The organism is Pseudomonas sp. NFACC16-2, from assembly GCF_900119205.1.
GTDB lineage: Bacteria > Pseudomonadota > Gammaproteobacteria > Pseudomonadales > Pseudomonadaceae > Aquipseudomonas > Aquipseudomonas fluorescens_Q.
On sequence record NZ_FPIX01000001.1, the window covers coordinates 1 to 24737 of the forward strand.

19 protein-coding genes are annotated in these 24737 nt (G+C 63.3%); 14 read left to right on the forward strand and 5 right to left on the reverse strand.

Going from position 1 to position 24737, the window contains the following annotated elements:
* Positions 1-334 precede the first annotated feature (334 nt).
* Positions 335-703: a DUF6124 family protein gene (locus BT116_RS00005; RefSeq protein ID WP_072338921.1), complete on the reverse strand. Its 369-nt coding sequence runs from the start codon at positions 701-703 to the stop codon at positions 335-337.
* A gap of 601 nt (positions 704-1304) precedes the next feature.
* Between BT116_RS00005 and BT116_RS00010 the strand changes: the two genes are divergently transcribed.
* The 9 genes from BT116_RS00010 to BT116_RS00050 all read left to right on the forward strand — a co-directional run bounded on the left by BT116_RS00010 (position 1305) and on the right by BT116_RS00050 (position 13932).
* Positions 1305-2264: an AAA family ATPase gene (locus BT116_RS00010; protein ID WP_003202654.1), complete on the forward strand. Its 960-nt coding sequence runs from the start codon at positions 1305-1307 to the stop codon at positions 2262-2264.
* Between the two features lie 9 nt (positions 2265-2273).
* Complete coding sequence (locus tag BT116_RS00015) at positions 2274-3218, forward strand: DUF58 domain-containing protein (protein WP_072338923.1); 945 nt, start codon at positions 2274-2276, stop codon at positions 3216-3218.
* Positions 3215-3709, forward strand: coding sequence for a DUF4381 domain-containing protein (locus BT116_RS00020; RefSeq protein ID WP_063320765.1), 495 nt, complete (start codon positions 3215-3217; stop codon positions 3707-3709). Before BT116_RS00015 ends, BT116_RS00020 begins: the two co-directional genes overlap by 4 nt.
* Positions 3702-4781 (forward strand): vWA domain-containing protein, encoded by a 1080-nt coding sequence (locus BT116_RS00025; protein WP_063320764.1) that lies wholly within the window; start codon positions 3702-3704, stop codon positions 4779-4781. The genes BT116_RS00020 and BT116_RS00025 overlap by 8 nt, the downstream gene beginning before the upstream one ends.
* Positions 4778-6514: a VWA domain-containing protein gene (locus BT116_RS00030; protein WP_072338925.1), complete on the forward strand. Its 1737-nt coding sequence runs from the start codon at positions 4778-4780 to the stop codon at positions 6512-6514. The genes BT116_RS00025 and BT116_RS00030 overlap by 4 nt, the downstream gene beginning before the upstream one ends.
* Positions 6511-8148: a BatD family protein gene (locus BT116_RS00035; protein ID WP_072338927.1), complete on the forward strand. Its 1638-nt coding sequence runs from the start codon at positions 6511-6513 to the stop codon at positions 8146-8148. The genes BT116_RS00030 and BT116_RS00035 overlap by 4 nt, the downstream gene beginning before the upstream one ends.
* A gap of 302 nt (positions 8149-8450) precedes the next feature.
* Positions 8451-9695 carry an exonuclease SbcCD subunit D C-terminal domain-containing protein gene (locus BT116_RS00040; RefSeq protein ID WP_072338929.1) on the forward strand — a complete coding sequence of 415 codons (1245 nt, stop codon included), beginning with the start codon at positions 8451-8453 and terminating at the stop codon, positions 9693-9695.
* A complete protein-coding gene (locus BT116_RS00045) occupies positions 9692-13333 on the forward strand; it encodes an AAA family ATPase (RefSeq protein WP_072338931.1) in 3642 nt (1213 codons plus the stop codon). Before BT116_RS00040 ends, BT116_RS00045 begins: the two co-directional genes overlap by 4 nt.
* The gene (locus BT116_RS00050) at positions 13330-13932 is read left to right on the forward strand and encodes a glutathione S-transferase (RefSeq protein ID WP_072338933.1); all 603 of its coding nucleotides are present in this window, start codon (positions 13330-13332) and stop codon (positions 13930-13932) included. Before BT116_RS00045 ends, BT116_RS00050 begins: the two co-directional genes overlap by 4 nt.
* A gap of 400 nt (positions 13933-14332) precedes the next feature.
* On the opposite strand, the gene BT116_RS00055 is transcribed toward BT116_RS00050, so the two are convergent.
* From BT116_RS00055 to BT116_RS00065, 3 genes are all read right to left on the reverse strand, one after another.
* Positions 14333-15577: a saccharopine dehydrogenase family protein gene (locus tag BT116_RS00055; protein WP_083569099.1), complete on the reverse strand. Its 1245-nt coding sequence runs from the start codon at positions 15575-15577 to the stop codon at positions 14333-14335.
* 25 nt (positions 15578-15602) lie between these two features.
* A complete protein-coding gene (locus BT116_RS00060) occupies positions 15603-16700 on the reverse strand; it encodes a carboxynorspermidine decarboxylase (protein WP_072338937.1) in 1098 nt (365 codons plus the stop codon).
* A gap of 253 nt (positions 16701-16953) precedes the next feature.
* Positions 16954-17889: a Ppx/GppA phosphatase family protein gene (locus BT116_RS00065; RefSeq protein WP_072338939.1), complete on the reverse strand. Its 936-nt coding sequence runs from the start codon at positions 17887-17889 to the stop codon at positions 16954-16956.
* A 458-nt stretch (positions 17890-18347) separates the two neighbouring features.
* On the opposite strand from BT116_RS00065, the gene BT116_RS00070 reads away from it, so the two are divergent.
* The 5 genes from BT116_RS00070 (at position 18348) to phnE (ending at position 23561) form a co-directional block, all read left to right on the forward strand.
* Entirely contained in the window at positions 18348-19967 is a 1620-nt protein-coding gene (locus BT116_RS00070) for an inorganic phosphate transporter (protein ID WP_072338941.1), read from the forward strand.
* Between the two features lie 360 nt (positions 19968-20327).
* On the forward strand, positions 20328-21179 hold the full coding sequence (locus BT116_RS00080; protein ID WP_014339226.1) for a putative selenate ABC transporter substrate-binding protein: 852 nt from the start codon (positions 20328-20330) through the stop codon (positions 21177-21179).
* Positions 21176-21976 carry a phosphonate ABC transporter ATP-binding protein gene (locus BT116_RS00085; RefSeq protein WP_072338945.1) on the forward strand — a complete coding sequence of 267 codons (801 nt, stop codon included), beginning with the start codon at positions 21176-21178 and terminating at the stop codon, positions 21974-21976. The genes BT116_RS00080 and BT116_RS00085 overlap by 4 nt, the downstream gene beginning before the upstream one ends.
* Entirely contained in the window at positions 21970-22797 is an 828-nt protein-coding gene (locus BT116_RS00090) for a PhnE/PtxC family ABC transporter permease (RefSeq protein ID WP_072338947.1), read from the forward strand. The genes BT116_RS00085 and BT116_RS00090 overlap by 7 nt, the downstream gene beginning before the upstream one ends.
* On the forward strand, positions 22794-23561 hold the full coding sequence (gene phnE, locus BT116_RS00095) for a phosphonate ABC transporter, permease protein PhnE (protein WP_072338949.1): 768 nt from the start codon (positions 22794-22796) through the stop codon (positions 23559-23561). Before BT116_RS00090 ends, phnE begins: the two co-directional genes overlap by 4 nt.
* 197 nt (positions 23562-23758) lie before the next feature.
* Here the strand turns inward: phnE and BT116_RS00100 are convergent, their stop codons facing one another.
* Complete coding sequence (locus tag BT116_RS00100) at positions 23759-24682, reverse strand: LysR family transcriptional regulator (RefSeq protein WP_072338951.1); 924 nt, start codon at positions 24680-24682, stop codon at positions 23759-23761.
* Positions 24683-24737: the final 55 nt, after the last annotated feature.

The window sequence follows — 24737 nt, forward strand, 5'->3', positions numbered from 1 at the left end:
AACGCCTTGAAGACCGAAGGCAGAAGCGAACAGAGCTGAAGGCTACCCAAGGTAACCTTCAGCTCTGAAAAGATTTTACCGGACACTAGTGACGCTCCCGCATGGGAACGCCGCCAGGGACGCTCCGCGTTCCGCTTCTGCAAGGTGACGCAGAGCGTCACAGGATGCATTCCCACGCAGAGCGTGGGAACGATCAAACCTGTGGGAGCCGAGCTTGCTCGCGATAGCGGTGGGTCAGGCTCCATCTATGTTGGATATACCGCCGCCATCGCGAGCAAGCTCGGCTCCCACAGGTTTTTGCGGTTTGCCCAGGATTTAAGGAATGCCACAAGGGTTATGTCGACTGACGGGTTTCGATGTTGTCCAGTGCACGATTCGCCAGCAGGCTGCCCAGTTCGATCAGTTGCTGAATGCCCAGGAGGAAATGCCGGCGTGAACCGTCCAGGTCAAACGCCAGGTCGTTGACCATGGCATTGGCCGAAGCCAGGGTTTCGCTGAGGTTGGCAAGCAGGCTTTCGGTGTCGATGTCTTTGTTGACGGTGAAGAGTTGGCCGGGGGCAGGTTCTGCTTCGGGTTTGTCCGGCTTGGGGTTCAGGTAATGGTCGAGGACTCGGTCGGTGACTTCGTCGTGTTTTTGAGACTTGGTTTTTGGACGCGGTGACGTTGGATCGGTGTTCGGTGGGTTCGGGGTTACTTTGAACATGAATGAATCTCCAAATCAGAAAAAGGAGACCATCAACCTCGCTACCAAACGAAGGTGGCGGCCATACGCGGGTTGGTAGACCGGTGACTTGGAGAACCGGCGCGTCCGAAGACGCCCTGCGCATGACCGCCATAAAACAGATCCCAAAAAGACCTCTGTTGCAGGGGTTGTGCGACAAGTCAAAAGCCGGGCTACCAAACCCGATCGCTGATTCATCAGCGACCCGGAAACGATAGAATCTGCCTCCCAAGCGCACAAGCCGGCGGATTCTGGCGCAGTTGTAGGCAATGGCGCAAGACAACGTAGCCTGTTCCAGAGCACTCCTACATCCCGATAAACACCCCTTCATTTTGTGAGTGTTTCGCACTGGAGCGCCAGCCCGGTCAAGCGGGAGCAAGCTCCCTCGCTACAGCGTAGGTGCGCCTGTCGGGTGGGATTCAAGGCAAGCAAACCCACCCCCACAATCTTTCCAAGCCGATCACAATTCACACGGCCAATCAAAATCCCGTTAGTCGCCACCCCCCGCCATGCATTAAAGTAACGCCCCCAGCCCCGGCGTTATCCGAACGCCTGGGGCCACCCTTTCCAGGAACAGTCACCGATGGAACATCGTGAAGCGCTGCTGGCGCTGCGAACCTTTCTTTCAACGCAGATTCTCGGCCAGGAAAAACTCATCGAGCGCCTGCTCATCGCCCTGCTCGCCGACGGCCACATGCTGGTGGAAGGCGCGCCGGGGCTGGCCAAGACCAAGGCCATCAAAGAACTGGCCGAAGGCGTCGAAGCGCAATTCCATCGCATCCAGTTCACCCCCGACCTGCTGCCCGCCGACATCACCGGTACGGAAATCTACCGCCCGGAAACCGGCAGCTTCGTGTTCCAGCAAGGGCCGATCTTCCACAACCTGGTGCTGGCGGACGAAATCAACCGGGCCCCGGCCAAGGTCCAGTCGGCCTTGCTGGAGGCGATGGCCGAGCGCCAGGTCAGCGTCGGGCGCAGCACTTATGAACTGTCGCCGCTGTTCCTGGTGATGGCCACACAGAACCCGATCGAGCAGGAAGGCACCTACCCGCTGCCCGAAGCCCAGCTCGACCGCTTCCTGATGCACGTCAAGATCGGTTTCCCTGACGCCGCGGTGGAACGCCGTATCCTGCAGCAGGCCCGGGGTGAAGCGCTGAACGGCGAGACCAAGCCCGAACGCCGAGTGAGCCAGCAGGCGATTTTCTCCGCGCGCAAGGAAATCCTCGGGTTGTACATGGCCGACGCCGTGGAGGAGTACTTGGTGCAACTGATCATGGCCACCCGCAACCCGGCCAAGTTCGATCCGGAAATGGCCGAATGGATCGCCTACGGCGCCAGTCCGCGGGGCTCCATCGCCCTGGACCGCTGCGCCCGTGCCCACGCCTGGCTCGCCGGACGCGACTTTGTCAGCCCCGAAGATATCCAGGCCGTGCTGTTCGACGTGCTGCGCCATCGCATCATCCTGTCGTTCGAAGCCGAGGCCGCTGGCATCGATCAGGACCGGGTCGTGCAGCGGATTCTCGACGTCGTCGCTGTCGCTTGAGCATGTGTCATGAATAACCCACTGGCGCCCGCACCGGGCATCCGCGTCAGCCTCGCAGAGCTGATCGAGATGCGCCATCGCGTGCGCGAAGTGCAGTTGTTCTCGACCCCAGGCCAGCGCAGCCCGTTGATCGGCCTGCACCACTCCAAACTGCGCGGGCGTGGGGTGGATTTCGATCAGGTGCGGGTCTATCAGGCCGGCGACGACGTACGCACCATTGACTGGCGCGTCACCGCCCGGACCCAGGAGCCCCACACCAAACTGTTCCACGAAGAACGCGAGCGGCCGATCTTCATCATGATCGAGCAAAGCCACCGGCTGTTCTTCGGTTCGGGGCTGGTGTTCAAGTCGGTGCTCGCCGCCCAGGCCGCCAGCCTCATAGGCTGGGCCGCGCTGGGGCATAACGACCGGGTCGGCGGCCTGGTGTTCGGCAATAACACCCATTACGAGGTCAAGCCGCGACGCAGCAAACAGAGCCTGTTGCAATTGCTCAACCGACTGGTGCGGGTCAATCAGTCACTGCACACCGAGGCCGAGCCGGATCGCGACTCGTTCGGCATCGCCCTGCGCCGGGCCCGGGAAGTGCTACGGCCCGGCAGCCTGGCGATCGTGATTTGCGATGAGCGCGCGCTGTCCGACAGCGCCGAGCAACAGTTGAGCCTGCTGTCGCGCCATTGCGACCTGTTGTTGCTGCCACTGTCGGACCCGCTGGATCATGCCCTGCCCGCCGCCGGTCTGCTGCGGTTCACCCAGCGTGGTTCGCAGCTGGAACTCGACACCCTGAATTTCGAACTGCGCCAGACCTATCGCGCCCAGGCCGAGGCGCGCCAGGAACGCTGGGAGATGCTGGCGCAGAAACTGCGAATCCTGATGCTGCCCCTGAGTACCCAGGGCGACATGGTCGAGCAGCTGCGCGACTACCTGAACCCCAAGCGGGCCGGGAAAAGCCGATGAGCAGCCTGGATCAACTGCAACCGCTGATGGCGCCGCCGCCTATCGGTTTCTGGCCACCCGCGCCAGGCTGGTGGCTGCTGCTGGTGTTGATCCCATTGCTGGGCCTGGGCCTGTGGCAGCTGCGCCGGTTCATTCCCATCAAGCGCACCGTCGCCCGCGCCGAACAACCCCTCGACCCGGTGCGCCTGGCCGCGCTTGCCGAACTCGCCCTGCTGCCCAAACCCTACGACGGCGCGCCGGCCGGGGCCTGGCTGCAACAGCTCAACGGGCTGCTCAAGCGCCTATGCCGCAATCACTACCCCTACAGCCAGAGCCACACCCTCAATGGGCGCAAATGGCTGGCGTTCCTGGATAACCGCTGCCCGGCCGCGGGCCTGACGCGCTGGATGATCTTGGTGGAAGGCGCCTACAAACCCGAATGCAAGCTCGATGACAAAGCTATCGCTGGCCTGACCCAGGCGGTCGAAATCTGGATTCGCAAACATGTTTGAGTTCGCCTGGCCGTGGGTATTCGCCCTGTTGCCGCTGCCTTGGCTGATGCGCCTGGTGCTGCCGGCGGCCGATAGCGGCGAGCCAGCGCTCAAGGTCAGTTTCCTCGGGGACCTGGAAGGCCTGGTGGGTCGCCGGGCGCGGGCCAATCTGCCGACCTGGCGGCAACAGGCGCCCTTCATCCTGCTCTGGCTGCTGTTGCTGATCGCCGCGGCTCGACCGCAGTGGTTGGGCGAGCCATTACCCATTGCCGCCAGCGGCCGCGACCTGCTGGTGGCGGTGGATGTCTCAGGTTCCATGGACTTTCCCGACATGCAGTGGAAGGACGAAGAGGTCAGTCGCCTTGTGTTGGTCCAGCACATGCTCGGGGACTTTCTCGAAGGCCGCGAAGGTGACCGGGTCGGCCTGATCCTGTTCGGCAGCCAGGCCTATCTGCAAGCACCGCTGACCTTCGACCGCCGCACCGTGCGCCATTGGCTCGATGAGGCGCGTATCGGTATCGCCGGCAAGAATACGGCCATCGGCGACGCCATCGGCCTGGCCCTCAAGCGCCTGCGCCAGCGCCCGGCCCACAGCCGCGTGCTGATCCTGGTCACCGACGGCGCCAACAATGGCGGCGAAATCGACCCCCTCACCGCCGCGCGACTGGCCGCCGACGAAGGCGTGAAAATCTACCCGATCGGCATCGGTGCCGACCCGGAACAAAGCGGCACCACGGGTTTGCTCGGCGTCAACCCGAGCCTGGACCTGGATGAACCGACACTCAAGGAAATCGCCCAAGCCACCGGCGGCCAGTATTTTCGTGCCCAGGATGGCGCGCAATTACTGGCGATCAAGACCACCCTCGACCAGCTCGAGCCGGTGACCCAGCAACCGACCCAGGCCCGTCCTGCCCTGGCGCTGTATCACTGGCCCTTGGCCGTTGCGCTGCTGTTGAGCATGTTGCTGGTGGCCCGGGCGCGCTGGCCGGACAATCCGTTGCAGCGCCTGTTCAACCAGCCGCTGTTCCAGCCGGCCCAACACACCGAGTGGCGCCAGCGGCTCAAGCGCCTGCGCTTGCGGAGGCGTCGATGATCGCCTTCTGGCCACATTGGCTACGCCCCTGGTTCGTATTGCTGCTACCTCTGCTGGGCTGGTTGCTCTGGCAACTGTGGCACCGGCAGAAACGCGTGGGTCGCTGGCAGATGATCCTGCCGCCCGCCTTTCATGCTGTGCTGCTCAGTGGCGGCAGCGGCCGTGAAAGCCGGCTGCCATGGATTGCCCTGGGCCTGGGTTGGCTGTTGATCGTGCTGGCGTTGCTGGGGCCGAGTTGGGCGCGGGTCGAACAGACCAGCCAGAAACCCGCCGACCCGCTGGTGGTGGTGCTGGAACTGACCCCGGAAATGCTCGCCACCGACGTCCCGCCCACGCGCCTGGAGCAGGCCCGGCGCAAGGTACTGGACCTGTTGCAGAACCGCAGCGACGCCCAGACCGCGATCATCGTCTATGCCGGCAGCGCCCATACGCTGGTGCCGCTGTCCGACGACCTGTCCACCAGCGCCAACCTGCTCGAAGCCCTTGCGCCATCGATCATGCCGCAGAGCGGCCATCGTGCCGACCTCGCGGTCCGCAAGGCGCTGGCCCTGTTGGACCAGGGCGAACTGGGCCATGGCCGGATCCTGCTGATCGGTTCGTCGCTGAACGAGCAGGAACGCCAAGGCATTCGCCAGGCCCTGGACGGTTCCGCCACACAATGGCTGATGCTCGGCATCGGTACCCGCGAAGGCGCACCGGTGCCCCAGGAAGATGGCAGTTACCTCAAGGATGCGCAGGGTTCGATCCTGCTGCCACGCCTGGACAGCCCGGGCCTCAAGGCCTTTGCCAACAAGCTGGACGGCCGCTACCGGCCGGCGCGCCTGGACGACAGCGACCTGCGCGGCCTGGGCCTGTTGGACGGCCCTCGTCATCTGCGCAGCGACGGACAAACGCTGCGCCTGGACACCTGGGCCGACCAGGGCTATTGGCTGCTCCTGCCCCTGTTGCTGCTGGCCGCCTGTGCCGGACGGCGAGGCTGGCTGTTCTGCCTGCCACTGTTATTCATGTTGCCGCAAACCGGCCACGCCTTCGAATTCCAAGACCTGTGGTTGCGCGCCGACCAACAGGGCCAGCACTTGCTCAAGCAAAAACGTCCCGCCGAAGCCGCCGCCCACTTCGAGGACAGCCAGTGGCAGGGCGTCGCCCTGTACGAAGCCGGCCAGTACAGCGAAGCCGCCCGACGCTTCGCCGAAGGCCACGACGCCCGTGCGCACTACAATCGCGGCAACGCCCTGGCCAGGAGCGGCGAACTGGAAGCCGCGCTGGATGCCTATGAGCAGGCCCTGGAGTTGCAACCCGACCTGCGCCCGGCCCAGACCAACAAGGCCCTGGTGGAAAGTTTGTTGAAACAGCCGGCCCCCGTGCCGGAAGAACCCAAGCCTGCCGAAAGCGAGGAGCCGGCCCCCACCGAGCAATCGCCGGATACCGACTCACCCACCCAGTCTTCCGAACCGGGACAGCCCTCTCTCGAGGCAAGCGCGACATCGGACGAGCCCCAGCCCCCGCGCACGGCACAACCGCCTACCGCCCAGGATGTACCAGGCAGCGAACTGCCCGATGAGCAGACCACCACCCCGCCACTGCGTCCTGCCGCGGGCCAGCGCAATGAAGAAGAACAGCGCCAGGCACTGGAACAATGGCTGCGCCAGATCCCGGATAATCCAGGGGAGCTGCTCAGACGTAAATTCTGGTATGAACAGCAAAGCCATCAGGCCCAGGAAAAAACCAAATGACCCGCTTCACCACCTACTTCCTCGTGTTGCTGCTCTGGGCCTCCGGAACCCAGGCTGCGCAGCTGACGGCCAGTGTGGACCGCAGCCGCCTGAACTCCGGGGAAACGGTGGAGCTGACCCTTGAATCCAACGACGCCACGTTGTTCGGCAAACCGGACCTGGCTCCGCTCCAGGCCTTGTTCGATGTGCGCGGTACCCGTCAGGTCAACCAGTTGACGACCCTTGACGGTGAGAACCGCGCCACCACCCGCTGGATCGTGACCCTGCTGCCGCGCCAAAGCGGCACCGTGATCATTCCACCGTTGCAACTGGGCGAAGTGACCAGCCAGCCGATCACCCTGCAGGTGATCGAAAGCGAAACCCGCAACGCCTCGCAGCCCCTGGCAGCGGTGTTTATCGAGGCCAGCCTCGACCAGACCGACGTGTATGTTCAGGCCCAGGCGATCTTGACCCTGCGCATCTACCATTCGGTGTCGCTGTACGACGACAGCAGCCTCACGCCGCTGCACATCCCCGATGCCCGCACCGAGCAACTGGGCGAATCGCGCACCTATGAAAAAGTCATCAACGATGTCCGCCATGGGGTGATTGAACTGCGCTACGGCATCTACCCACAGCGCAGTGGCGAACTGACGATTCCGGCCCAGACATTCAGCGCCACCCTGGTCGAGCCGGTGGCCCAGGACGCCGTACCTTCGGGCCCCAAGCCCGGCCAGTTGATGCGGGTAAGCTCCGCGCAACTGTTGCTGCGCGTCAAGCCCAAGCCTGCCAGTTATCCGGCCGACGTGCCCTGGCTGCCGGCACGCAGCCTGTCCTTGAGTGAAAGCTGGAGCCCGGAGCCGACCCACAGCCAGGTGGGCGATTCCCTGACCCGCAGCCTGACCCTGGAAGCCGAAGGCCTGGCCAGCGCCCAGTTGCCACCGCTGCCGGCCACGGAGATCAATGGCCTGCGGCGCTATCCGGACCAACCGGTACTCAGCAGCCGCAACAGTGAACGCGGGCTGGTGGGCAGCCGCGAAGACCGCGAGGCCCTGGTGCCCAATCGCAGCGGCACCATCGAGTTGCCACCGGTGGAAGTGGTCTGGTGGAACACCCTGGAAGACCACCTGGACCGCACCAGCCTCCCGGCGCGGACCCTGCAGGTGGCGAACAATCCAAGCCTGATGGTGGACACGCCGGCCGGCACGGCGCAGATCGTAACAACCGTCGACAGCGACATGCTGTGGTACTGGCAACTGAGCACCTTGGTCCTGGCTTGCACGACCGTGCTGGGCTTCGCCCTGTGGTGGCGCGGCCGCTGGCAGCCGGCCATCCTGCGCTCGACCCAGACCGGACCGAGCCCACGCACCCTGCTGGATGATCTCAAACGCACCTGCCTGGCCAACGATCCCCACGCCACCCGCCAGGCCCTCGACGCCTGGGCCCGCCAGCAACCGGAAACCCTGGCCGACATGGCCGCGCGCTTCGTGCCGCTGTCCGACGCCCTGGACGGCCTCAACGGCGCGCTCTACAGCGAGACCGGCCAGCATTGGCAGGGTGAAGACCTGTGGCGGGCGATTCGGGCGATTCCCCCCACCGATGGGGCGCAGGCTTCTGCCAGTGATTCCGGGTTGCCGCCGTTGTACCCCAAGTAACTCACGCATTCATGCAGAGCAATTGAGCCAGCCACAGCACCTGTGGCGAGGGGATTTATCCCCGCTGGGCCGCGAAGCGGCCCTAACACTGTCGACTCCATCAAACAGACAAATGAATATGTGAGATTCCAAGGCTGCTTCGCAGCCTATCGGGGATAAATCCCCTCGCCACAGAGTTGGCTCCAGATTCGATCGGTACATCCAACGAAGTTCAGCAAGTCCTCGCCCCCATTTCCCAGTAAACTCTGCTTCTTTTAGCCGCCCCTCTTCACGCGGCCATCATCTGTTTCCTGGAGTACACCTTGCGTCTGTTTCACACCTCCGACTGGCACCTGGGGCAAAACCTCCACGGCCAGGAGCGCGACTTCGAACACGCGTGTTTCCTCGACTGGCTACTGCGCCAGCTGGCCGGCGAAAAACCCGATGCGCTGCTGATTGCCGGCGATATCTTCGACACCGTGAATCCGCCGGTCAAAGCCCAGGAGCGACTCTACGACTTCATCGTCAGCGCCCATGAACAAAACGCCAACCTGACCATCGTGATGATCGCCGGCAACCACGACTCCGGCTCGCGTATCGAACTGCCTGCGCCGCTGATGCGACGCCTGCGCACCCACGCCCTGGGCAGGGTGCTGTGGCTGGACGACGGTCAACTGGACGTCGAGCGCCTGTTGTTGCCGTTGCCCGATGCCAAAGGCAAGGTCAAGGCGTGGTGCCTGGCCCTGCCGTTCCTGCGCCCTGCCGAAGTCACTGGCGCACAGCTGGGCGACGACTACCTGCGAGGCATCGGCCAGGTGCATGAGTGGCTGATCGCCGCGGCCAATAGCAAGCGCAAGAAAGGCCAGGCGTTGATCGCCATCAGTCATGCGCATATGGCCGGCGGTTCGGTGTCCGAGGATTCCGAGCGCAGCCTGATCATCGGCAACGCCGAGGCCCTACCCGCCAGCCTGTTCGGCCCGAACATCAGCTACGTCGCCCTCGGCCATCTGCACAAGCCGCAGAAGGTCAACGGTGAAGAGCGTATCCGCTACAGCGGTTCGCCGATCCCGTTGTCATTTTCGGAGATCGGCTATCAGCATCAGATCCTCGACATCACCCTCGACGGCGAGGCGCTGGTCAAGGTCGAGCCGCGCCTGATCCCACGGGCCGTCAACCTGCAACGCCTAGGCCCGGCGCCACTGGCCGATCTGCTGGTGCAACTCAAGGACCTGCCCGACATCGACCTGCTGGCCGATGTCCAGCGCCAACCCTGGCTGGAAGTGCGGGTACGCCTCGACGAACCGCAGCCGGACCTGCGTCACCAAGTGGAGACCGCATTGCAAGGCAAGGCCGTGCGCCTGGTGCGGATCGCCGCCGAGTACGCCGGCAACGGCGGCGCCAGCAATGCCGATGATGGCAGCGCGCTGGTGGAGCTGGATCAACTCAGCCCACAGGAGTTGTTCAGCCGCGCCTGGCAGGACACCTACGGCAACGACGTGGACGAACAGACCCTCAAGGACTTTGCCGTGCTGTTGCAAGACGTGCAGATGGAGAGCGAGCAGCCATGAAGATCCTCGCCATCCGCCTGAAGAATCTGGCCTCCCTCGCCGGGCCTTTCGAAATCGATTTCACCGCAGAACCCTTGGCCAGCGCCGGCCTGTTCGCCATTACCGGCCCGACCGGCGCCGGCAAAAGCACACTGCTCGACGCCTTGTGCCTGGCGCTGTTCGGCGCCGTACCGCGCCTGAACAATACCGGTCGCGATGCCAAGGTGCCGGACGTCGATGGCGAGATTGCCACGGGCGATCCGCGCACGCTGTTGCGCCGTGGCACCGGTGATGGCTTTGCCGAAGTGGATTTTCGCGGCATCGACGGACGTCGCTATCGGGCCCGCTGGGAAGCCAATCGCGCCCGGGAAAAGGCCGGCGGCAAGTTGCAAGCCAGCCGCCAGAGCCTGCGGGATCTGGACAACGATCAACTGCTGGCGAGCCAGAAAGGCGAATACAAGACCCAGCTCGAAACGGCCCTGGGCCTGAACTTCGAGCAGTTCACCCGTGCCGTGTTGCTGGCCCAGAGCGAGTTCAGCGCGTTCCTCAAGGCCGATGACAACGATCGCAGCGAACTGCTGGAAAAACTCACTGACACCGCCCTGTATACCCGCCTCGGCCGCCGCGCCTTCGACAAGGCCAAGCAAGCCAAGGAAACCCACAAACAGCTGCAGGACCAGGCCACCGGTGTCACCCCGCTGGCCCCCGAAGCCCGGGCCGAACTCGACCAGCGCTTCAACGACGCCCAGCAACAACTCAAGGCCCAACAGGCGCAACTCAAGCAGTTGGAGCAGCAACACACCTGGCTGCGCGACCTGCGCCAATTGCAGGATGAACACGCCAGCGCCGCCGAACAGTTGCAACAGGCCCAGGGCGATTGGAACGCCCTGGCCGACGAACGCCTGAAACTGACCCGCCTGGAACAACTGGCGCCCCAGCGCCATCAGTTCATCCGCCAGGCGGAACTGAGCCGACAGCTCGACCCCTTGGCCGCGCAGATCCAGCAGCTCACCCAGCAGCAAATCGACCTGCACCAACAGCAAGCCGAACTGGAAAAAGGCCTGGGCGTCACGCAACTGGCATTGGCTGCGGCCCGGCAACAAAGCAGCGACAACGCGCCGTTATTGCGCCAGGCTTTCGAGGCGCAAAGCACCCTCGCCCGCCTCGTCAAGGACGCCAGCCAGGCCGCCGAGCACCAGGACCAGACGCAACAAGCCTGCACCGAAGGCCAGCGCACCATCGACACCTTGCTCGAACAGCAAAGGCAGGTGGCCGAGCGCTTGCAGCGCATCGCCGACGCGCTGGAACAAAGCACGCACCTGGCCCCGCTGAGCGATGCCTGGAACGCCTATCGCGATCGCCTCCAACAACTGATGCTGATCGGTAATCGCCTGAACCAGGGCCAGGCCGAACTCGCCACACTGGAACAAAGCGCCACCCGCGCCGCCGAGGAACTGGCCACCCGCCGACAAGACCTTGAAGTGCTCTACAAGGAAGCCGGCGCCGAGCCGCAGGCCGTGGCCGAACAGATCCAGTTGCTCGGCACCCTGCTGCAAGACAACCGCAAGCAACTGCGCGCCTTCGAAGACCTGACCCGGCTGTGGGCCAGTCAGCAAGAGCTGGACAAACGTGGCGCCGAGCTTGAACAACGCCAGCAACGAGCGTTGCAGGAACGTGACCGACTGGTGCGCGAAGGCGGCGAAGCCAAGGCCGAACTGACCATCGCCGAACAGACCCTGACCGTTACTCGCGAGCTGCTGGAGCGCCAGCGCCTGGCCCGCAGCGAAAGTGTCGAGCAGCTGCGCGCACAGTTGCAGGATGAACAGCCCTGCCCCGTGTGTGGCAGTGTCGAGCATCCTTATCATCAGCCCGAAGCCCTGCTGGAAAACCTCGGGCGCTTCGATGAAACCGAAGAGGCCAACGCCCGCAAGGCCGTCGACCTGCTCAATGAAAAAGTCGTCGACCTGCGGGCGCAATACAGCGGGGTGATCGCCCAGCTCAAGGAACTCAAACAGCAGCAGGAACAGCTCGCCAACCAGCAACAGAGCCTGGCGCCCAGCCTTGAAGCCCACCCGTTGTCGGCGCAGCTGCTGGCCCAGGATGCGAACAAGCGCGACGCCTGGCTGACCCAGCAGAACAGCCAACTGAACCTGCGCATCAGCCAGGACGAACAACGGCAAACCGCCCTGCTGACCCTGCAGCAAGACGCCGCGCGCATGGCGCAGCGACTGCGTGAAGCCGAGGCAGCCAGCCAACAGGCATCACAACACCTGGGCAACCAGCAGCAGGAACTGTCCCGCGACCGCCAGCGTCTGGACGAGGAGCTGAGCCACTTCAGCACCCTGCTACCCGCTGACACCCTGCAGGCCTTGCGCAGCGAACCCGCCGCGACCTTCTTGCAGCTCGACCAGCATATCGCCCAGCGCCTGGAGCAATTGGAACAGCAGCGCGACGAACTGAGCGAACAGCTCCAGCGCCAGCAGACCCTGGAGAAAGAGCAGGACCGTCAGCAAACCCGCGCCCAGCAACTGGAAGCGGCCCGCCTGCAATTCAGCGCCCTGAGCGAGCAACAGCAGGCCTGCCAGGAGAAACTCGCGCAACTGCTCGGCGAACACGTCAGCGCCGAACAATGGCAACAACAACTCGACCAGCGCCTGGAACAGACCCGGGAGGCCGAGGCGACAGCCAATCAGCAGTTGCAGCAAGTGCGCAACAGCCTTGTGCAACTGGCCGCCGAACTCAAGGCCCGCCAGGAACAGGCGCAATCCCTGGACCACGAACTTCAGGCGTTGACCACGGGTATTGCGCAGTGGCGCACCGGCCATCCGGAACTGGACGATGCCGCCCTTGAAGCCCTGCTCAGCCTGGACGAGCAACACGTCGGCCAGTTGCGCCAGCGCTTGCTCAACAGCGAAAAAGCCATCGAACAGGCCAGCGTATTGCTCACCGAACGCGAGCAGCGCCTGCACAACCACCAGGCCCAGCACAACGGCAACCTGGCGCCCGAGCAACTCGCCGAAGCCCTCGCCGAACTGCAAACTCAATTCGCCGTCAGCGAACAGCGTTGCGCCGAACTGCGCGCCGAACAGGCCGAAGACCAACGCCGGCAGAACGCCAACCAGGCCCTGGCCCAGCAGATCGAACAGGCCTACGCCGAATACCAGCGCTGGGCACGTCTCGATGCCCTGATCGGTTCGGCCACCGGCGACCGCTTCCGCAAACTGGCCCAGGCCTACAACCTCGACTTGCTCGTGCACCACGCCAATGCCCAACTGCGGCAACTGGTACGCCGCTATCGGCTCAAGCGTGGCGGCAGCATGCTCGGGCTGCTGGTGATGGACACGGAAATGGGCGATGAACTGCGCTCGGTACATTCGTTGTCCGGCGGCGAAACCTTCCTGGTCTCCCTCGCCTTGGCATTGGGCCTGGCCTCGATGGCGTCCAGCACACTGAAGATCGAGTCGCTGTTCATCGACGAAGGCTTCGGCAGCCTCGACCCCGAGTCGCTGCAACTGGCGATGGACGCCCTCGACGGCCTGCAGGCCCAGGGCCGCAAGGTCGCGGTGATTTCCCACGTGCAGGAAATGCACGAGCGGATTCCGGTGCAGATCCAGGTCCGTCGTCAAGGCAATGGGTTGAGCACCGTGGAGGTGAAATGAGCCTCGCCACGCTCTATTCCTTCCGCCGCTGTCCCTATGCGATGCGGGCGCGCATGGCCTTGCGCTACAGCGCGGTCGAGGTGGCGATTGTCGAAGTCAGCCTGAAGGCCAAGCCCGCCGAGATGCTCGCCCTCTCCAGCAAAGGCACGGTGCCGGTGCTCCAGGTTGATGGCCGGGTGATCGATGAAAGCCTGGACATCATGGCCTGGGCCTTGGCCCGGCATGATCCACAAGACTGGCGGTTGCTGGACGATCCCGAAGGCCAGGCCTTGGCGGCAGCGTTGATCGAGGAAAACGACCATCGGTTCAAGCTTCACCTGAACCGCTACAAGTACCCCGAGCGTCATCCTGAACAGCCGGTGGAGCATTATCGGGCCGAGGGCGAGGTGTTCCTGGGGCGGCTGGAAACGCTGCTGGAAGCGCGGCCATTCCTGGTGGCGGATCACCTGAGCCTGGCCGATGTGGCGCTGATGCCATTCGTGCGTCAGTTTGCCCATGTCGACCGCGAGTGGTTTGCCCAGGCGCCTTATCCTCGGCTACGGGACTGGTTGCAACGGTTCCTGAAGTCCGAGCTGTTCGTGGCGATCATGGCCAAGTAACGGCCTACCGCTCGTTCACTCCGCGTGGGAACGATCGGGTCGCGGCGGCGGTGGAAGATCGTTCCTCACGCTCCGCGTGGGAACGCCGCCAGGGACGCTCCGCGTTCCGCTTCTGCAAGGTGACGCAGAGCGTCACGGGATGCATTACCACGCAGAGCGTGGGAACGATCGGGTCGCGGCGGCGGTGGAAGATCGTTCCTCACGCTCCGCGTGGGAACGCCGCCAGGGACGCTCCGCGTTCCGCTTCTGCAAGGTGACGCAGAGCGTCACGGGATACATGCCCACCAGAGCGTGGGAACGATCAATGTCATGAACGAAAAATGCTCCGTACCTTTCGATACGGAGCATTTCTTCAAGAGTTCCTATCGGGAGAGTCGGAACGGAACCTGCCTGGCGTCCTTCAGGCGTTCTGGTTCCAGGGACGGTCTCCATGCTCGTCCTTGATGCGCGTCGGCAAGCCCATCACATCCAACGCCTCGAGGAACGCCTCGGCAGGCAGCTCCTCGACGTTGACCATGCGCTGCACGTCCCACTCGCCACGGGCCACCAGCAAGGCTGCGGCCACGGGTGGCACACCTGCGGTATAGGAAATACCCTGGCTGTCGGTTTCGGCGTAGGCGTCCTCGTGGTCGGCCACGTTGTAGATGAACAGCTCGCGCGGCTGGCCATCCTTGACACCCTTGACCAGGTCGCCGATGCAGGTCTTGCCAGTGTAGCCCGGCGCCAGCGAACTCGGGTCAGGCAGCACGGCCTTGACCACTTTCAACGGCACGACTTCCAGGCCTTCGGCGGTCTTGACCGGTTGCTCGGAGAGCAGGCCGAGGTTCCTCAGTACGGTGAACACGTTGATGTAGTGCTCGCCGAAGCTCATCCAGAAACGCACGTTGGGCACGTCGAGGTTCTTCGACAGCGAGTGCACTTCGTCGTGGCCGGTCAGGTACAGGTTCTGCGAGCCTACGACCGGCAGGTCGTCGGTGCGCTTGACCTCGAACATGGTGTTGCTGGTCCACTGGCTGTCCTGCCAGCTCCACACCTGTCCGGTAAATTCGCGGAAATTGATTTCCGGGTCGAAATTGGTGGCGAAATATTTGCCATGGGAGCCGGCATTGACGTCGAGGATATCGATCGAATCAATGCGGTCGAAATGCTGTTGCTGCGCCAGTGCCGCATAGGCATTGACCACACCCGGGTCGAAGCCCACGCCGAGAATGGCGGTGATATTCTTTTCCTGGCACTCCTGGAGATGGTTCCACTCGTAGTTGCCGTACCAGGGCGGCGTCTCGCAGACCTTGCCCGGTTCTTCGTGGATGGCGGTGTCCAGGTAGGCCACGCCGGTATCGATGCAGGCACGCAGCACCGACATGTTGAGAAAGGCAGAGCCGACGTTGATGACGATCTGCGACTCGGTTTCGCGAATCAGCGACTTGGTCGCTTCGACATCCAGAGCGTTCAGTGCAAAGGCCTTGATGTCGGCGGGTTGCTTGAGGCTACCCTTGGCCTTGACGCTGTCGATGATGGCCTGGCATTTGGAGATGTTGCGCGACGCGATAGCAATACGACCGAGTTCGTCGTTGTGCTGCGCGCACTTGTGGGCCACCACCTTGGCGACACCTCCTGCACCAATGATAAGTACGTTCTTCTTCAATTTCTTCATTTCTCCTTCCGCCAGCTCAAGACAGGCTGGACAAGTAGTCGTCGTAAACAAACTCGCGAACCATCTCGACACTGCCGTCGAGTTGCTTCACAACGATGGACGGCATTTTAAGGCCGTTGAACCAGTTTTTCTTGACCATGGTGTAACCTGCTGCGTCGATGAACGACAGCCGATCGCCGATGGATAGCGGACGATCGAATTGGTATTCGCCAAAGATGTCTCCAGCCAGGCAGGATTTGCCGCACACCATGTAGGTGTGTTCGCCCTCGCTCGGCGCCAGCTTGGCGTCCAGGCGATAGATCAGCAGATCGAGCATGTGCGCCTCGATGGAGCTGTCCACCACGGCCAGGTGCTTGCCGTTGTAGAGCGTGTCGAGCACGGTAACTTCCAGCGACGCGCTCTGAGTGATCGCGGCCTCGCCCGGCTCCAGGTAGACCTGCACGCCATATTTCTGCGAGAACGCCTTGAGCCGTGCGCAGAAGGCGTCCAGCGCGTAGCCCTCGCCAGTGAAGTGAATGCCGCCACCGAGGCTGACCCACTCGACCTTATGCAGCAAGTGACCAAAGCGCTCTTCGATAGTGCCCAGCATCTGGTCGAACAAACCGAAATCGCCGTTCTCGCAATTGTTGTGGAACATGAAGCCGGAGATATGCTCGATGACTTGCTCGATTTTCACCGGATCCCATTCGCCCAAACGGCTGAAGGGGCGCGCCGGGTCGGCCAGCAGGTAATCGGAGCTGCTCACTTGCGGATTGACCCGCAGGCCGCGGACCTTGCCGGCCGACGCCTCGGTGTAGCGCTGCAACTGGCCGATGGAGTTGAAGATGATCTTGTCGCAGTTGGCAAGCATCTCCTCGATCTCATCGTCGGCCCAGGCGACACTGTAGGCGTGGGTCTCGCCAGCGAACTTCTGCCGGCCGAGCTTGAGCTCATAGAGCGACGACGACGTGGTGCCGTCCATGTACTGTTGCATCAGGTCGAACACCGACCAGGTGGCGAAGCACTTGAGCGCCAGCAAGGCCTTGGCCCCGGACTGCTCACGCACATAGGCGATCTTCTGCATGTTCGCCAGCAGCTTTTGTTTGTCGATGAGGTAGTACGGCGTTTTGATCATTTTCGAGGCCTCCGGGCAAGGCGAGCCAAAAAAGGATGCGCATTGTGCCTTCACTGACTGCATATCGAAAGAGCGAAAAGCCCCGTTCACGCAATCACCCTGATCCAGGCCCACGCTTTGCGATCACCGGACGTACCGACTGCCCAGGCGATGAAATGCTGGATGATCTGGTAAAGAAGGGATCGCCGAAGAGGCGTCGATGCTCGAAATTGGCTATCGCTGATAGACGGCAATGGGCAACAACCGTCGATGATCAGTGCTGATGCATCAGGCCATGCAGCACGCCGAACCTCAGGCCCGGCTCGGAAGCAATCATTTGCGAGATACCGAACACCTTGAATGCCGCCAGCATGATCGCCAGGCCGCCGGGCAGGATGCCCAGGCGGTGGCTTTGCAAGCCGGCCAGTCTGAGCCGGTCGACATGGCCGACTTCCAGCAACCGCAGCGACAGACGCAACAATCCACCGTAGGTAATGCCGCCTTGCCCAACATCGTTGAAACCATTGGCCTTGAGCACTTTGGCCAACATCCGCGCCGTACCGGAAGAACCGATTGCCTGCTGCCAGCCCTGGGCGCGATAACCCGCCGCGACTTTTTCAAACTGCAGGACAGCCACCCGCTCAGCCTCTAACAGCGCCTGGGCGGTGATGCTTCCACCCCGAAAGTAACGCGCACCAAAGGTGCCACTGCCGATGGCGATGCTTTCCGTCAGCAGCGGTTGAGCGCCCAGCCCCAGAATCAGTTCAGTCGAGCCACCGCCGATGTCCACCACCAGCCGCGCGCGCTCGACACCGGGCACGGTATGGGCGACACCGGCATACACCAGCCGGGCTTCTTCATGCCCGGACAGCACGTCGATCCGAAACCCCAGGTGCCGCTCGGCACTGGCCAGGAACAACTGGGCATTCGCCGCTTCGCGCACGGCACTGGTCGCCACCGCCCGCACCCTTGCGGCCTCAAAGCCACGCAGTTTCTTGCCAAATCGGGCGAGCGCCTGCCAGCCCCGATCCAGCGCCAGCTCGTCCAACGCCCCGGCCTGCAGGCCCTCGGCCAATCGGACCGGCTCACGCAGGGTCTTCACTTCCTGGATCACCAGGCGTCGATTGCGCTTGACCGACTGGCCGATCATCAAGCGGAAGGCGTTAGAGCCCAAGTCAATGGCCGCGAACAGGGGGGCGTCGCCTTTCATAGCGGTGTTCCTTGCTTCATCAGCCAGCAGGCACGGGCGCTGCCGGACTTCCCACGATGGTTTGCGAAGATCCTGCCATGGCTTCGATGACACCTGGATGACACACCTTGGACTTTGCCATGCGAGCAGGCGCTTGTTGGCGAAACTCCGGGCGCCCCCCTGCGCGGTCGAGCGTAATCGATAAACCCAATCTTGCCGGCATCCCCTTGGGAAAAACGTTTTAGCCAGGGGAAAGCGCGTGAAATACAGATGTCAGTCACGGCCATGTAACAAATTGCAACTAGCGTGGATGAAGCGGTGCGATTGCCGGCCATCGAACTGCCACAGCGGGACGACAAGAAGATGCTTGCGCAGTCCGAAGCCACCGACGCGTATCGTGCCCCGGGCCTTTCACAGCCCGCCAGGGACGCCCGGCACCGAGCCTTACAACCCCACTGCTCACCGAATCGGATTTCATCATGACAAACCAGACCCTGGTCATGGACTCATCGAGTTCCATCGCCCCCAGTTCAAGACCGCAGCTCAACCGCAAACCGAGTGTAATCACCCTGGTGGTGTTTTTCGCCGTGCTGGGCTGCGGTTTGCTGTTTACCGCCTACAGCCTGATGCACGACATGAACGAACTGGGCACCGTGGTGACCACCTGGACGCCGTTCCTGTTGTTGGGCGTCGCGTTGCTGATTGCCCTTGGCTTCGAATTCGTCAACGGTTTCCACGACACCGCCAACGCCGTGGCCACCGTCATTTATACCAATTCCATGGCGCCGAACTTCGCCGTGGCCTGGTCGGGCTTCTTCAACTTCCTCGGGGTGCTGCTCTCCAGCGGCGCCGTGGCCTTCGGCATCATCGCCCTGCTGCCGGTGGAGCTGATCCTGCAAGTCGGTTCCTCTGCCGGCTTCGCCATGATCTTCGCTCTGCTGATCGCCGCCATCCTGTGGAACCTGGGCACCTGGTGGCTGGGCTTGCCGGCGTCGTCGTCCCACACGCTGATCGGCTCGATCATCGGCGTGGGCGTCGCCAATGCCCTGATGCACGGGCGTGACGGCACCAGCGGTGTGGACTGGGCCCAGGCGACCAAGATTGGCTATGCGTTGCTGCTGTCGCCGCTGGTGGGTTTCGGTTGCGCTGCGTTGCTGCTGCTAGCGCTGCGGGCCTTCGTCAAGAACCGCTCGCTGTACAAGGCCCCGGAAGGCAATACTCCGCCGCCCTGGTGGATACGCGGCATGCTGATCCTGACCTGCACCGGCGTGTCATTCGCCCACGGCTCCAACGACGGTCAGAAAGGCATGGGCCTGATCATGCTGATTCTGGTCGGCACCCTGCCGATGGCGTATGCGCTGAACCGCACCATGCCGGCCGACCAGGCACTGCAATTCGCCGCCGTGGCGCAAGTCACCCAGCAAGCCCTGGTCAAGCACTCGCCGCTGCCGGCCCCGGAAAATCCGCGAGCGATCCTTTCCACCTACGTGGGCAGCAAGGAAGCGACGCCGCAATTGGTCCCGGCCCTGGCTGCGATGACCGGCAGCATTGGCGCCGAGGTCAAGGGTTACGGTTCGCTGGCCAGGGTCCCCGCCGAAGCCGTGGGCAACGTGCGCAACGACATGTACCTGACCAGCGAAACCATTCGCCTTATGGACAAGAACAAGGTCGGCAACTTCGACGCCGACACCAGCGCCCAGCTGCAATTGTTCAAACAGCAGATCGACAGTTCCACGCGGTTCATTCCACTGTGGGTGAAAATCGCCGTGGCCATCGCCCTCGGCCTGGGCACCATGGTCGGCTGGAAGCGCATCGTGGTGACGGTGGGTGAGAAAATCGGCAAGTCCCACCTGACCTACGCCCAAGGTGCCTCGGCCGAAACCGTCGCCATGCTGACCATCGGCGCCGCCGACATGTTCGGTTTGCCGGTGTCCACCACCCATGTGTTGTCCTCCGGCGTGGCCGGCACCATGGTCGCCAACGGCTCTGGCTTGCAGATGCGCACCATCCGCAACCTGGTGATGGCCTGGGTACTGACGCTGCCTGCTGCCATCCTCCTTTCCGGCAGCCTCTACTGGATGTTCACCAAGCTGTTCTGACCTCTCAATCGCCGAGGCCTCACCCGACGAGGCCCCGGTTCTCCCGCCCGCCCCCCCTGGGAGCGAGCTTGCTCGCGATAGCGTCAACCCAGACAACCCAGAACCTGTGGCGAGGGAGCTTGCTCCCGCTCGGCTGCGCAGCAGTCGCAAAACCAGACAATGCGGTCCGCCTGTCAGCATGCTGGGGCCTGCTGCGCAGGCCAGCGGAAGCAAGTTCCCTCGCCACGGGGGAATGAGTGAGTTCAAGGCCAGAAACGGTTAATATCGTTCTCCTTCGTCTACCCTCACAGAGCGGCGTACCGCCATCCCCGTGGGCGTGATGCTTCACCATTCCTTGCCTTCATGTACCGGAGATCCTCCATGCTCAAGCGTTCCCTGGCATTGGCCGTCGGCGTTGCCCTGTCTTTTAGCAGCCTGCTGACCCAGGCCGCTGACACCTTGAAAGTCAGTGCGATTCCCGATGAGGCCCCGACCGAGCTGCTGCGCAAGTTCAAGCCGCTGGGCGCCTATCTGGAACAGCAAACCGGCATGAAAGTCGAGTTCGTCCCCGTCAGCGACTACCCCGCCGTGGTCGAAGCGCTGGCCACCGACCGCATCGACATGGCCTGGCTGGGCGGCTTCACTTTCGTGCAGGCACGCCTGAAAACCGGCAATGCCATTCCCCTGGTACAGCGCGAACAGGACGCCCAGTTCACCAGTAAATTCATCACCGCCGATCCGGCCGTCAAATCCCTCGCCGACCTCAAGGGCAAGACCTTTGCCTTCGGTTCGGTGTCGTCGACGTCCGGCAGCCTCATGCCGCGCTATTTCATGCTCAAGGACGGCATCAAGCCTGAAAGCTACTTCAGTCGCGTGGGCTACTCGGGCGCCCATGACGCCACCGTCGCCTGGGTCCAGGCCGGCAAGGTGGACGCTGGCGTGCTGAACGCCAGTGTCTGGGAAAAACTGGTCGCTGCCGGCAAGGTCGACACGACCAAGGTCAAGGTCTTCGCCACCACCCCTGCCTACTTCGACTACAACTGGACGGTGCGCGGAACCCTCGACCCAGCGTTGGCGGCCAAGATAAAGGCAGCCTTCCTGGCACTCGATCCGGCCAACCCGAAGGACAAGGAAATCCTCGACCTGCAGGCCGCCAGTCGCTTCATCGAAACCAAGCCTGAGAACTACAAGGGCATCGAGGAAGCCGCACGCGCCGCCGAACTGCTCAAATGACCCTGCAACTGACCCAGGTCAGCGTTACCCATGCCAACGGCGTCCAGGCGCTGCGGGGAATTGACCTGCACATCGGCGCCGGCGAGCAGGTCGCCATCATCGGCCCGTCCGGCGCGGGCAAGTCGAGCCTGCTCAACCTGCTGGCCACCGCCCTGCGCCCGGGTAACGGCGAGCTGCAGTTGCTCGGCGAACGCGCCTGGCAGCTGTCTGCCCGCCAGCGTCAACGCCTGCGCGCGCGCATCGGCCTGATCCACCAATCGCCCCCTCTGCCGCCGCGCCAACGTGTGGTGACGGCGGTCCTGGCCGGAAAGCTCGGCCAGTGGGGCGTCGGCAAAAGCCTGTTGAACCTGTTGCACCCGCTGGATATTCCAGGTGCCAGGGCGGCATTGGCCCAGTTGGACCTGGGCGACAAACTGTTCGCGCAATGCCAGCAGCTGTCCGGCGGCCAACTGCAACGCGTGGGCATTGCCCGGGTGTTGTACCAGGCGCCAGAGGTGCTGCTGGCCGACGAACCGGTTTCGGCCATGGATCCGGTATTGGCCGAGCACACGCTTTCGGTGCTTTGCCGCCACGCCCGGGAACACAACGTCACCCTGGTCGCCAGCCTGCATGCGGTGGATCTGGCCTTGGCGCACTTTTCCCGGGTCATCGGCCTGCGGGACGGGCAGATCCTGTTCGACCTGCCAACCGAGGCGGTCGACCGTTCGTTGCTCGACACGCTCTACGCCAACGAACAACTGCAGTCTTCACCAACACCACCCCCCTCTTCCTTGAGCGTGCAGATCCCCCGATGCTGACACGCGATACCCGAGACCCCGCCACCCGCCCTCGCCTGCTGCTCAGTCTGCTGGCGCTCGTCCTGCTGTGGCCGGGCATCCAGTTCAGCGAACTGGACCTTCGCGTGCTGGTGTCGGGAGGCAGCCAGAGCGAAATGGGCCGGTTTTTAGCCGCCTTCTGGCCTCCAGCCCATGGCGACGAATTTGTCGAACTGCTGTGGCAAGCCACCTTGCAGACGCTGGCGATCGCCACGGCTGGCATGGCCTTGGCGCTGCTGTTGGCGGTGCCGGCGAGCCTGCTGGCCAGCCGCGCCTTGTCGCTGTCGGCAGCCTCCCGTGCCGGGCACCCGGGTTATTGGGGCCAACTGCTGCGCTGGCCTGTGCGCGGCCTGCTGATCTTCCTGCGCAGCGTCCCGGAAATCGTCTGGGCCTTGCTCTTCGTCCGTGCCGTCGGCCTCGGTCCCACGGCCGGCGTACTGGCGATCGCCATTACCTACAGCGGCATGCTGGGCAAGGTCTACGCGGAAATCTACGAGTCGGTCGACCAGCGTCCGGCCCATGCGCTCTTGCAATCTGGCAGCAGCCGGCTCGCCGCTTTCAGCTACGGGATCCTGCCCAATGTCGCGGCGGAACTGTTGTCGTACACGGTGTATCGCTGGGAATGCGCCATCCGCGCCTCGGTAGTGATGGGCTTCGTCGGTGCCGGAGGCCTGGGCCAGCAAATGGACCTGTCGCTGCGAATGTTCGCCGGCGGTGAAGTGGCCAGCCTGCTGCTGACGTTCCTGGTGCTGGTGCTGCTCGCCGATCAACTCAGCCGCCTGCTGCGCTGGAGGCTGGCATGAATCGCCTGATCAACGCGGCCATTGTCCTGGGCATCGGTGCGGCAGTCATCGCCTCGTTCGTCTACCTGAGCATCGACTTGGGCGAACTCGGCGACAGCGGCAACCTGCACCAGATGGGCGCTTATGCGCAGCGCTTTCTCAGCCCGGACCTGAGCCCGGGCCACCTGAAAGCCATCGGTCACGGTGCCCTGGAAACCCTGGCCATGTCCGCCCTCGGCACCCTTCTCGCGGCGGTGTTCGGCCTGCTATTGGCCCTGCCTGCGGCCGGGCGCTTCGGCTGGCCCCTGCAGAGTGCTTCGCGGCTGGTGCTCAATGCCTTGCGCGCGGTTCCAGAACTGGTGTGGGCGGCGCTGATGGTCCTGGCCGCCGGGCTCGGCCCCAATGCCGGCACCCTGGCCTTGGCCCTGCACACCACCGGCGTGCTCGGCCGGCTGTTCGCCGAAGCCCTGGAAAATACCCCTTGCGAACCGGCCGACGCCATCCGCTTGCAAGGCGGCAACGCCGTATTGGCGTTCTGCTACGGGACACTGCCCAACCTGCTGCCGCAACTGCTGGCCTACGTCCTATATCGCTGGGAAAACAATATCCGCATGGCCAGCGTGCTCGGCTTCGTCGGCGCCGGGGGCCTGGGGCAAATGCTCTACGTCAGCCTCAGCCTGTTCCAGGAAGCCCAAGGCAGCACGGTGATCCTGGCGATGTTGCTGCTGGTTTTCGCGGTCGACACATTGAGCAGCTGGAGTCGTCAACGCTGGGTCAAGGCTTGAAGCCCTGGGCAAAAACAACACTTTCCGTGAAACCACGCAACCTGTTGATCGTTCCCACTCTGCGTGGGAATGCAGCCATGGACGCTCTGCGTCCACTCAAAAGCCGAACGCGGAGCGTCCGAAGCGGCATTCCCACGCGGAGCGTGGGAACGATCGAGTCTCTGATAGCGGCTCGCTCACACAGCGATTCGGCACTGCTACACCCTCTCCATCAGCGCCCCCTGGGCAGCCGCGTCTCCCTGCAACAGCTCGATCACCCAGTCGATAAAGACCCGCACCCTGGGCGACAACTGTCGATGGGGCGGGTACACCGCTGAGATCGGCCACGACGGCACGCCGTAGTCTTCGAGCACTTGAACCAGCCGGCCCTCTGCCAATTGCCGTTGCACGTGATAACGCGGCACCTGGATCAAGCCGAATCCCGCTTCACAGGCCGTCACATAGGCGTCGGCATTGTTGACGTTCAAGTCACTGGGCAATTGCATTTCGCGCATCCGCCCCGCCACCTCGAATTCAAACGGGAAAAACCGCCCATTGCCGGACGCAAAACCAATGGCCCGGTGCGCCGTCAAATCGTCCAACCGTCCGGGCGTGCCGGCGCGGGCCAGATAGCCAGGGCTGGCACACGTCAGTTGATGCAGGCGCACGATGGGGCGCGCCACCAGCGCCTGGTCGACGACATTGCCGGCGCGGATTGCACAATCCACGCCCTCGCGCTGCAGATGGACCTGGCGGTCATGGAAACCCATGTCCAGTTGCAACCCCGGGTAGCGACGATAGAAATCCGGCAGGCGCGGCAGGATCCAGGTGCACCCAAAGGCGATGGGCATGTCCACTTTCAAGGTGCCGCGCGGTTGGCTGCGTTGCGCCGACAGCGAACTTTCCAGGTCATCGAGGTCGTCCAGCAACTGGCCGCTGCGCTGGTAATACGCTTGCCCATCGAGCGTCGCGCGCACCTGCCGGGTGGTGCGTTGCAACAGTTGCACGCCCAGATGGGCTTCCAACTGCTGGATCAGCAGGCTGACGGTGGCCCGGGGCAGTCCAAGGTCATCGGCCGCCTTGCCAAAACCACCCAGTTCAACGATGCGCCGGAACACCTGCATGGCCTGTAATCGGTCCAATCTCACGCCTCACTATTTAGATATCACGAATAGTTAAACCAATAATCGAGGATTT

What these genes read in the sequence shown, in the direction of transcription:
- BT116_RS00020 (WP_063320765.1), top strand. Translation starts at nt 3,215, where the DNA reads ATGAGCAGCCTGGATCAACTGCAACCGCTGATGGCGCCGCCGCCTATC.
- BT116_RS00025 (WP_063320764.1), top strand. Translation starts at nt 3,702, where the DNA reads ATGTTTGAGTTCGCCTGGCCGTGGGTATTCGCCCTGTTGCCGCTGCCT.
- BT116_RS00080 (WP_014339226.1), top strand. Translation starts at nt 20,328, where the DNA reads ATGCTCAAGCGTTCCCTGGCATTGGCCGTCGGCGTTGCCCTGTCTTTT.
- BT116_RS00090 (WP_072338947.1), top strand. Translation starts at nt 21,970, where the DNA reads ATGCTGACACGCGATACCCGAGACCCCGCCACCCGCCCTCGCCTGCTG.
- BT116_RS00085 (WP_072338945.1), top strand. Translation starts at nt 21,176, where the DNA reads ATGACCCTGCAACTGACCCAGGTCAGCGTTACCCATGCCAACGGCGTC.
- BT116_RS00005 (WP_072338921.1), bottom strand. Translation starts at nt 703, where the DNA reads ATGTTCAAAGTAACCCCGAACCCACCGAACACCGATCCAACGTCACCG.
- BT116_RS00015 (WP_072338923.1), top strand. Translation starts at nt 2,274, where the DNA reads ATGAATAACCCACTGGCGCCCGCACCGGGCATCCGCGTCAGCCTCGCA.
- BT116_RS00010 (WP_003202654.1), top strand. Translation starts at nt 1,305, where the DNA reads ATGGAACATCGTGAAGCGCTGCTGGCGCTGCGAACCTTTCTTTCAACG.
- BT116_RS00035 (WP_072338927.1), top strand. Translation starts at nt 6,511, where the DNA reads ATGACCCGCTTCACCACCTACTTCCTCGTGTTGCTGCTCTGGGCCTCC.
- phnE (WP_072338949.1), top strand. Translation starts at nt 22,794, where the DNA reads ATGAATCGCCTGATCAACGCGGCCATTGTCCTGGGCATCGGTGCGGCA.
- BT116_RS00050 (WP_072338933.1), top strand. Translation starts at nt 13,330, where the DNA reads ATGAGCCTCGCCACGCTCTATTCCTTCCGCCGCTGTCCCTATGCGATG.
- BT116_RS00030 (WP_072338925.1), top strand. Translation starts at nt 4,778, where the DNA reads ATGATCGCCTTCTGGCCACATTGGCTACGCCCCTGGTTCGTATTGCTG.
- BT116_RS00065 (WP_072338939.1), bottom strand. Translation starts at nt 17,889, where the DNA reads ATGAAAGGCGACGCCCCCCTGTTCGCGGCCATTGACTTGGGCTCTAAC.
- BT116_RS00070 (WP_072338941.1), top strand. Translation starts at nt 18,348, where the DNA reads ATGACAAACCAGACCCTGGTCATGGACTCATCGAGTTCCATCGCCCCC.
- BT116_RS00045 (WP_072338931.1), top strand. Translation starts at nt 9,692, where the DNA reads ATGAAGATCCTCGCCATCCGCCTGAAGAATCTGGCCTCCCTCGCCGGG.
- BT116_RS00060 (WP_072338937.1), bottom strand. Translation starts at nt 16,700, where the DNA reads ATGATCAAAACGCCGTACTACCTCATCGACAAACAAAAGCTGCTGGCG.